General features: G+C 74.1%; 8 protein-coding genes. 4 read left to right on the top strand and 4 right to left on the bottom strand.

The genetic code is table 11. The features are described from left to right. Positions 1-21: 21 nt before the first annotated feature. The 3 genes from ACFV0Q_RS16430 to ACFV0Q_RS16420 form a co-directional block, all read right to left on the bottom strand. Positions 22-576: a YceI family protein gene (locus ACFV0Q_RS16430; protein ID WP_385005766.1), complete on the bottom strand. Its 555-nt coding sequence runs from the start codon at positions 574-576 to the stop codon at positions 22-24. Between the two features lie 152 nt (positions 577-728). Next, positions 729-1,829 carry a M20 family metallopeptidase gene (locus ACFV0Q_RS16425; RefSeq protein WP_385005764.1) on the bottom strand — a complete coding sequence of 367 codons (1,101 nt, stop codon included), beginning with the start codon at positions 1,827-1,829 and terminating at the stop codon, positions 729-731. Between the two features lie 48 nt (positions 1,830-1,877). Continuing rightward, complete coding sequence (locus ACFV0Q_RS16420; RefSeq protein ID WP_385005762.1) at positions 1,878-3,065, bottom strand: MFS transporter; 1,188 nt, start codon at positions 3,063-3,065, stop codon at positions 1,878-1,880. 125 nt (positions 3,066-3,190) lie between these two features. Between ACFV0Q_RS16420 and ACFV0Q_RS16415 the strand changes: the two genes are divergently transcribed. Continuing rightward, positions 3,191-3,757 carry a hypothetical protein gene (locus tag ACFV0Q_RS16415; protein ID WP_385005760.1) on the top strand — a complete coding sequence of 189 codons (567 nt, stop codon included), beginning with the start codon at positions 3,191-3,193 and terminating at the stop codon, positions 3,755-3,757. A gap of 108 nt (positions 3,758-3,865) precedes the next feature. After that, complete coding sequence (locus ACFV0Q_RS16410; protein WP_385005758.1) at positions 3,866-4,216, top strand: hypothetical protein; 351 nt, start codon at positions 3,866-3,868, stop codon at positions 4,214-4,216. A gap of 78 nt (positions 4,217-4,294) precedes the next feature. Here the strand turns inward: ACFV0Q_RS16410 and ACFV0Q_RS16405 are convergent, their stop codons facing one another. Beyond that, the gene (locus ACFV0Q_RS16405) at positions 4,295-5,194 is read right to left on the bottom strand and encodes a hypothetical protein (protein WP_385005756.1); all 900 of its coding nucleotides are present in this window, start codon (positions 5,192-5,194) and stop codon (positions 4,295-4,297) included. A 284-nt stretch (positions 5,195-5,478) separates the two neighbouring features. On the opposite strand from ACFV0Q_RS16405, the gene ACFV0Q_RS16400 reads away from it, so the two are divergent. Together ACFV0Q_RS16400 and ACFV0Q_RS16395 are read left to right on the top strand one after the other, a co-directional pair. Continuing rightward, positions 5,479-5,748, top strand: a complete 270-nt coding sequence (locus tag ACFV0Q_RS16400) for a hypothetical protein (protein ID WP_385005754.1) — start codon at positions 5,479-5,481, stop codon at positions 5,746-5,748. Between the two features lie 105 nt (positions 5,749-5,853). Next, positions 5,854-6,801 (top strand): alpha/beta fold hydrolase, encoded by a 948-nt coding sequence (locus ACFV0Q_RS16395; RefSeq protein ID WP_385005752.1) that lies wholly within the window; start codon positions 5,854-5,856, stop codon positions 6,799-6,801. The last annotated feature ends 71 nt before the right edge of the window (positions 6,802-6,872 follow it).

The raw sequence follows: 6,872 nt of genomic DNA, 5'->3' as shown, positions 1-6,872 counted from the left end.
TCCCGGGGCAGCCCCGAAGGGTCAGGGCTGGCGGATCGCGGACAGGTCGAATTCGAGCACGACCTTGTCGCCGACCAGGACACCGCCGCCCTCCAGGGCCGCGTTCCAGGTGATCCCGTACTCCTTGCGGCTGATCGGCACCGAGCCCTCGAGGCCCACCCGCAGGTTTCCGTACGGGTCCGTGGCGCTGCCCTGGAACTCGAACTCGATGCTGATGGGCTTGGTGACGTCCTTGATGGTGAGATCGCCCGTCACCCGGTAGTGCGTGTCGTCCAGCGGCTCGACCGCGGTGGACACGAAGGTGATCTCCGGGAACTTCGGGGCGTCGAGGAAGTCGTTGGTGCGCAGGTGGCCGTCGCGCTGCTCGTTGCGGGTGTCGATGCTCGCGGTCTTGATGGTGACGGACGCGGTGGACTTGGCAGGGTCGCCGCCGTCCAGGTAGGCGGTGCCTTCGAACTTGTTGAAAGCGCCGCGGACCTTGGTGACCATCGCGTGCCGGGCCACGAACCCGATCTGCGAGTGGGCGGGGTCCAGGGCGTAGTTCCCTGTGAGCGAGGTGAGGGGCGTGGTGGTCATGGACCTGCTCCGCGGGGCTGGGGGACGGGGACGGTGAGCGCGCATCCACGCTAGCCAGCACCGCCGGGACGGGCGTCCGGCCACGCCCACACGTCACCCGATCGGCCAGCCGTACCACCGCGCTCCCCGAGGGCGGCGTCGCCTTCCGGGGTCTACGCGTTCCGGATCGCCCGCACCAGGTCCGTCACGAGGTTCGCCCGCTCGGTCATGGCCTCGATCACGATGTACTCGTGGTCGGCGTGGGCGCCGCCGCCGACCGCCCCGAGACCGTCGAGGGTCGGTACCCCCAGCGCGGCCGTGAAGTTGCCGTCGCTGCCGCCGCCGACGCTCGTGCCCTCGATGCCGGGCAGCAGCCGCTGGGCGACCGCGAAGAGCTCGGCCGACGCCGACTCGGGCATCGGGGGCCGGCTGATGGCCCCCTCGACCGTGATCTCCGCGCCCTCGAGGTGCGGAGCCAGCGCCGCGAAGGCGGACTCGATCCGCTCCCGCTCCTCGGCCGACTCGACCCGGACGTCGACGCTGACGGTCGCCTCCGCGGGAACGACGTTGTCCTGGGTCCCCGCCGTCGCGACGGTCGGGGTGACGGTCGTGCCGACCTCGGGCCGGCCGAGCGCGGCGATGTCCAGCACCTGGTACGAGGCCTCGATGAGGGCGTTGATCCCGGCCGCGGGCTCCAGGCCCGCGTGGGACGCGCGGCCCGTGATGGACAGGTGGAAGCCGCCGCAGCCCTTGCGGCCGGTCTTCAGGGCTCCGCCGTCGGCGGCCCCCTCGAAGACGAGCACGGCACCGCAGGCGAGGGCGCGTTCCTCGATGAGCGCCCGGGAGGAGCGGGAGCCGACCTCCTCGTCGGCCGTCACCAGGATCTCCACGCCGGAGCGGTCGTCGAGCGCCGCCAGGCCGTGGACGGCCTGGACCAGACCGCCCAGCATGTCGAAGACCCCGGGGCCGGTCACGTGCCCGTCCTCGACCGTGAACGGGCGGCGTTCGAGGGTGCCGAGCGGGAACACCGTGTCGTGGTGACCGAGGATCAGCACCTTCGGCTCGCCGCCGGCCCGCCAGTGCACGTGCGGCCCGGCCTCGCTCTCGATCAGCACGGCCTCGCCGCCGAGCCGGCTCTCGATGACGGCGGCGACCACTTTGGCCGAGAGCGCCAGGGCTTCGAGATGGCGCGACGGAGACTCGGTCTCGACGAGCGTCCTGAGGTCCTCGATCATCGCGTCCACGCTCACACCGACGGTCTTGTGCATCGTCATGTGGCACAGGGTAGCTGGCGACCGGTGCGGGGGTTACGGGGTGACCGCCTACCGGGCGGGGACCGGGCGGCGGAGCAGGTAGAGCGCCGCGCCGGAGACCAGGGCGGCCATGCAGGCGATGAACACCAGCCCCGCGCCCTCCAGTCCGATCGGACCCGACAGCACCCCCACCCCGATCACCGGCACGGAGATGCCCGCGTACGCGACCACGAACAGCATCGAGATCACCGCCGCCCGCTCGTGGACGGGAGACGCCGCGGCCACCGCCGACAGCGCCCCGCGGAACGCCAACCCCTGCCCCACCCCGCCCACCAGCGCGCTCAGCACCACCAGCACCAGCAGGTCCCAGTACAGCGCGCCCGCGAGCAGGACCAGCCCCGCGAGGAGCCCGGCGCAGCCCAGCGGCAGCGAGCGCCGCACCCCCACCCGGCCCACCATCAACTGCCCGGCGGTCGAGGCGAAGAAGGCCAGCGCGACGACCCCGCCGCTCACGGCCCGGTTGTGCACGTCGAGGGACTGCGCGAGGAACGCCGGGCTGACCGAGGTGAACACCCCGAACAGGGCGAACCCGACGAACGCGGCGGTCGCCGCCGGCCCGAACACCGCCCGGACCTTCGCGGGCAGGCGCGGCCGCTGCGGCCGTACGGTGCTCAGCGGGCGCCGTTCCCGTACGGTCTCCGGGAGCCACAGCAGCACGGCCGCCGAGCCCGCCACCAGGGCGAGGTGCACGGCGAACGGCAGGTACAGCGGCCAGGGGGCGTACTGGGCGAGCAGCCCGGCGAGCAGCGGACCGCAGCCGAGGCCGCCCATGTTGGCGGCCGTCGCCACGAAGGTGGCCCGGGAGCCGCCGTCCGGCGGCGCGAGTTCCATCACGTACGCGGTCGCCGCCCCGGTGAACAGCCCGGCGGACATCCCCGAGAACAGCCGGCCCGCGTACAGCCAGCCGAGCCCGGTGGCGCACAGGAAGCAGACGGCGCTCGCCGCCGCGCACACCAGGCCCGCCAGGAGCACCGGCCGCCTGCCCACGGCGTCGGAGGCGTTGCCCGTCAGGAGCAGGACGCCGATGACCGCGAAGGCGTAGACGGCGTACACGACGGTGACCGTCAGCTCGGAGAACCCGAACTTCTCCTGGTACAGCCCGTAGAGGGGGGTGGGCAGCGTGGTGCCCGCCATGCAGACGGCGAACACCGCGCCGCCGAGCAGGCACTGGCGCCACCCTTGGCGATCACCGTCCATGCGGTCGACGGTAACCCCGCGTGCGGCCCCTTGCCCGGCGTGCCCGGCGGACGGGGCAACCGGGGGAGGGGCGACGGGCGTCTCCCGTGCCGGGGGTGGTGTTCGTGCCGGAGGGGGAGCGGCGGATGCGAAGGCTCGGTACGGCGGTGCTGCCGTGGCTCGCCGCGGGGGCCGTGTACGGGTGGGCGGCGTGGTGCTTCGGGGGCTCCTCGGCGCCCCCGGGTGCCGTCGCGCTCGTGGGCGGGGCGGTCCTGCTGCTGGGCGGGTGCGCGGCGTACTTCGTGCTCGTCGGGGGCACCGGCGGCTTCTTCGGGGCGCTGCTGCTGTCGCTGGGGCTGCTGCTGGCCGTGGCGGCCGCGGACCAGGCGGCGTCGCGCCCGGAGGTGGCCGTCTGTCCGGTGCGCGAGGTCCACACGAAGGCGGAGCACTCCTCCGGCGAGGGCGCTCCGCCCACCCGGACGGTGTACCGCTTCGTGCTGGACTGCCCGGGCGGCTACCCGGCCGAGCTGAAGGAGGGCCGGGCCGTGGCCGAGAAGGGGGCGCGGATCCGCGTCGCCTACGACCCGCGGCACCGGGTCTCCCCGGAGCTGGAGGGCCGGACCACTCCGTGGACGGCCACCCTGTGGGCGGCGGCCCTCCTCATCCTCGGCACGGCGATCGCCTGGCTGAAGGGGAGCCCGACGCCGACCTAGGCGTCGGGGCGCGGTTCATCCGGCCGGCCGCGCAACGGATGCCACCGGAGCCGCGTCGGGGCAGGCTGCGGGCAGGAGAGCCACCACCGCACAGACGAGGACCCCGCCATGTCCCATCACCGGCGCATCGGCGTCATCACCGGGGCCGCAGCCCTGCTGCTCACCGCCACCGCCTGCTCGGGCCTGGGCCGGAGCACCGTCGGCATGCTCACCTTCCGCAGCCACGACTCGCCGGTCGAGCTGTCGTACTCCAACACCCCGGTCAAGGGCTGCCACCGCATCAACTTCCCGCGCGGCGCCACCCACGTCGAGAACAACACCCTGGTCGACGTCGTCCTGTACCGGACGGAGAACTGCGTGAAGGGCGAGCGCGCGGACGGCACGTACGTCGCCACGACCCTCTCCAACGTCACGGCCCCCGCCTCCCTGCCCTGGCGCAGCTTCAGCGTCATCCACTGAGCCCGGTCGAACCGTCCGGCGCCGGGGCACCGCCCGCCCCCGTAGCCGCGAGGGCGGCGGGAGCGGGCGGTGGCGGGGTCACCAGTAGATGACCACGTACCCGTTGCCGCCGTCCTGGCCGTTGCCGCCGGGGCGGGCGACCTCGCCGCCGGGGCCGCGCAGGCCGCCGTCGCCGCCCTTCGCGGCGTACGGGGGCAGGCCGACGATGCCGTCGGCGGCGGTCCCGCCGGTGCCGTTGGAGCTGCCGTTGCCGCCGGTCAGGTTGACCCCGCCCGTGGTGCACGAGGCGATCCCGCCGGAGCCGCCCGGGCCGTTGGCGCCGTCGGTGAGTCCGCCGCCCGTACCGCCGCCGCCCCCGCCGCCGCCGCCCGCGTTGAGCAGGACGGTGTTGTCCGACGACCTGGTCAGCGTGCTGGCGGTACCGGCGACGCCGGTGCTGCCGTTCCCGCCCGGAGTGCCCATGGCGTTCGCCGCGCCGCCGCCTCCGCCGTCACCGCCGTCACCGACGTCCACCCCGTAGTCCGCCTGCGGGACCACCGTGAGGGTGCACCAGGTGAAGCCGCCCGCGCCGCCGCCACCGCCGTTGCCGCCGCTGCCGACGCGGGTGGCCACGGTGGCGCCGCCACCGCCGCCACCGCCTCCGCCGCCCGCGCCCCAGGCCTGGACGAACACGGACGTGACGCCCGCCGGCGGGGTGAAGGTGTTGTCGGACGTGAACTGCCGCAGCCCGTGGGGGACCTGGGCGGCGGGCTTCTTCTTGTCCTTCTCCTTCTCGTTGTCCCAGTCGTCCCGGTCCTTGTCCTTGTCGGACGGGTTCGCCTTGTGCGGGGCGGCGGGAGCCGGCTTGGGCGCCGAGGGACCCGGCCCGGCGGCGGACGCGGCCGGCGCCATCGCCACCAGCTGCCCGGTCAGGGACGCCGCGGCGGCGAGGGAGGCGAGCAGGACCCGGGAGCGTACGCGGGGCCGCCTCGTCGTCACGGGGTGATGGTTGAGGTTCATGAGTTCCTTACCCGCCGGCGCCGAAGGCGGCCGCGGGAGTGAGAGGGGACGGGTGCGTGGACGGCTGGGCACCCCCGTGGGCCGGGCGTCCCCACCACGCGCTGCCCATCCCAGCGCCCGCCGCCACGACCGTGGCGTTGACAGGGCCGACGCTGTGGACCAGGCAGGTGAGTGGTTCGCCGGGCCGGAGCAACGCTGGGCCGGCCGGGGTAGGCGGGGTGACGGAGCCGACCGGACGTCGTTGCCTTGATATGACCGACTTGATGGTGAAGATCCCCGCCGACTGGCTCGCCCGCGTGTTCCTCTCCCTGCGGCGCAGCGCCCTGGACGACGCGCAGGCCGTCGCCGCCGAGCTGCGGCCGTTCACGGAGCGGCCCGGGCAGCGGGTGCCCGTCCCCCGGGCGACGGTGCTGCGTACGGAGCTGGCCCTGCGGGTGGAGCTGTCCCGCGCCGAGGAACCCGGGCGCCGCGCCCGCCTGCACGAGGAGGCCTCCCAGCTGATCACCGCCCGCCTGGGCACCGCGGAGCGCTGACGACGACGCGGCCCTCCGTAGCGGAGCAATTTTCGTGGTACCGCCGTATCAATATCGATGGTACGGTCGTACCACGAAAAGGATGATCTTCCCGGAGGTGCCACCGTGCCCGAGACCCCTGCACCCGAGAGCGTGACCCGCGCACGACGCGACATCGGCCGCTACGTCAACGACACCTTGCGCGACCGGTACTTCGCCGCCTGCGACGCCGTCTACGCGCTGGGCGCGCCCGCCCGCTCCGAGACGCAGGTCGAGACCAGCTTCGGCACCACCCACGTCTACCGCTACGGCCCGGCCGACCCCGCCGCCGAGTCCCGTACGCCGGTCGTCCTGATCCACGGTTCCGGCGGCTGCTCCGCCCAGTGGTACCCCAACACCCGCGCGCTCAGCGCCGAACGCCCCGTCTACGCCCTCGACACCCCGGGCGACCCCGGACGCAGCGTCCAGCGCGAGCCCATGTGGCAGCCGGAGCGCGCGGCCCAGTGGATGGACGAGGCCCTCGACGCGCTCGGCCTCGACCGGATCCACCTCGTCGGCTCTTCCTACGGCGGCTGGCTCGTCATCAACCAGGCCCACCTGCGGCCCGGCCGCCTCGCCTCCGTCACCGCGCTCGACCCCGGCGGGCTGGAGAAGGTGGGCCTGCGCTTCTTCGTCTGGATCTTCGCCAGCCTCTTCGCGACCTTCGCGCCCAAGGCCCTGCGCCCGCGCCTCGCCTCCTGGCTGGAACAGCCGGTCCTCATCGTTCCCGAGCTGCGCACGATGATCCAGACCGGCGTCCGGGCCTTCCGGTTCCGCCGCCCCGCCCCACTGCCCCTGTCCGACGAGGAGCTGGGCTCCATCCGGACGCCGTTCTACCTGATCATGGGCAAGCGCAGCCTGCTCGTGCACCCGGCGCGCCAGCTGGAGCGCGTACCGCGTCTGATCCGCGGCGCCCGCGCCGAGATCGTCGCGGCGACCGGCCACGGACCGCAGATCGACCACCCCGACGTGGTCAACGCCCGGATGCTCAGCTTCATGGAGGACGTCGACTCCCTCGGCCCCGCCCGGTCCTGACCACCGGTCGAGGAGGCCGGCCCGGCGGGCGGATACCGCCCGCCGGGCGCCGGAAATGACCACGCGGGGCG

It is taken from the genome of Streptomyces sp. NPDC059564 (assembly GCF_042735575.1).
Taxonomy (GTDB): domain Bacteria; phylum Actinomycetota; class Actinomycetes; order Streptomycetales; family Streptomycetaceae; genus Streptomyces.
This window is presented reverse-complemented; position numbering and strand designations above follow the sequence as displayed.

Excerpts from the sequence above, each read along its gene's own strand:
- ACFV0Q_RS16430 (WP_385005766.1), bottom strand. The coding sequence starts at position 576 with ATGACCACCACGCCCCTCACCTCGCTCACAGGGAACTACGCCCTGGAC.
- ACFV0Q_RS16425 (WP_385005764.1), bottom strand. The coding sequence starts at position 1,829 with ATGACGATGCACAAGACCGTCGGTGTGAGCGTGGACGCGATGATCGAG.
- ACFV0Q_RS16400 (WP_385005754.1), top strand. The coding sequence starts at position 5,479 with ATGGTGAAGATCCCCGCCGACTGGCTCGCCCGCGTGTTCCTCTCCCTG.
- ACFV0Q_RS16410 (WP_385005758.1), top strand. The coding sequence starts at position 3,866 with ATGTCCCATCACCGGCGCATCGGCGTCATCACCGGGGCCGCAGCCCTG.
- ACFV0Q_RS16415 (WP_385005760.1), top strand. The coding sequence starts at position 3,191 with ATGCGAAGGCTCGGTACGGCGGTGCTGCCGTGGCTCGCCGCGGGGGCC.
- ACFV0Q_RS16420 (WP_385005762.1), bottom strand. The coding sequence starts at position 3,065 with ATGGACGGTGATCGCCAAGGGTGGCGCCAGTGCCTGCTCGGCGGCGCG.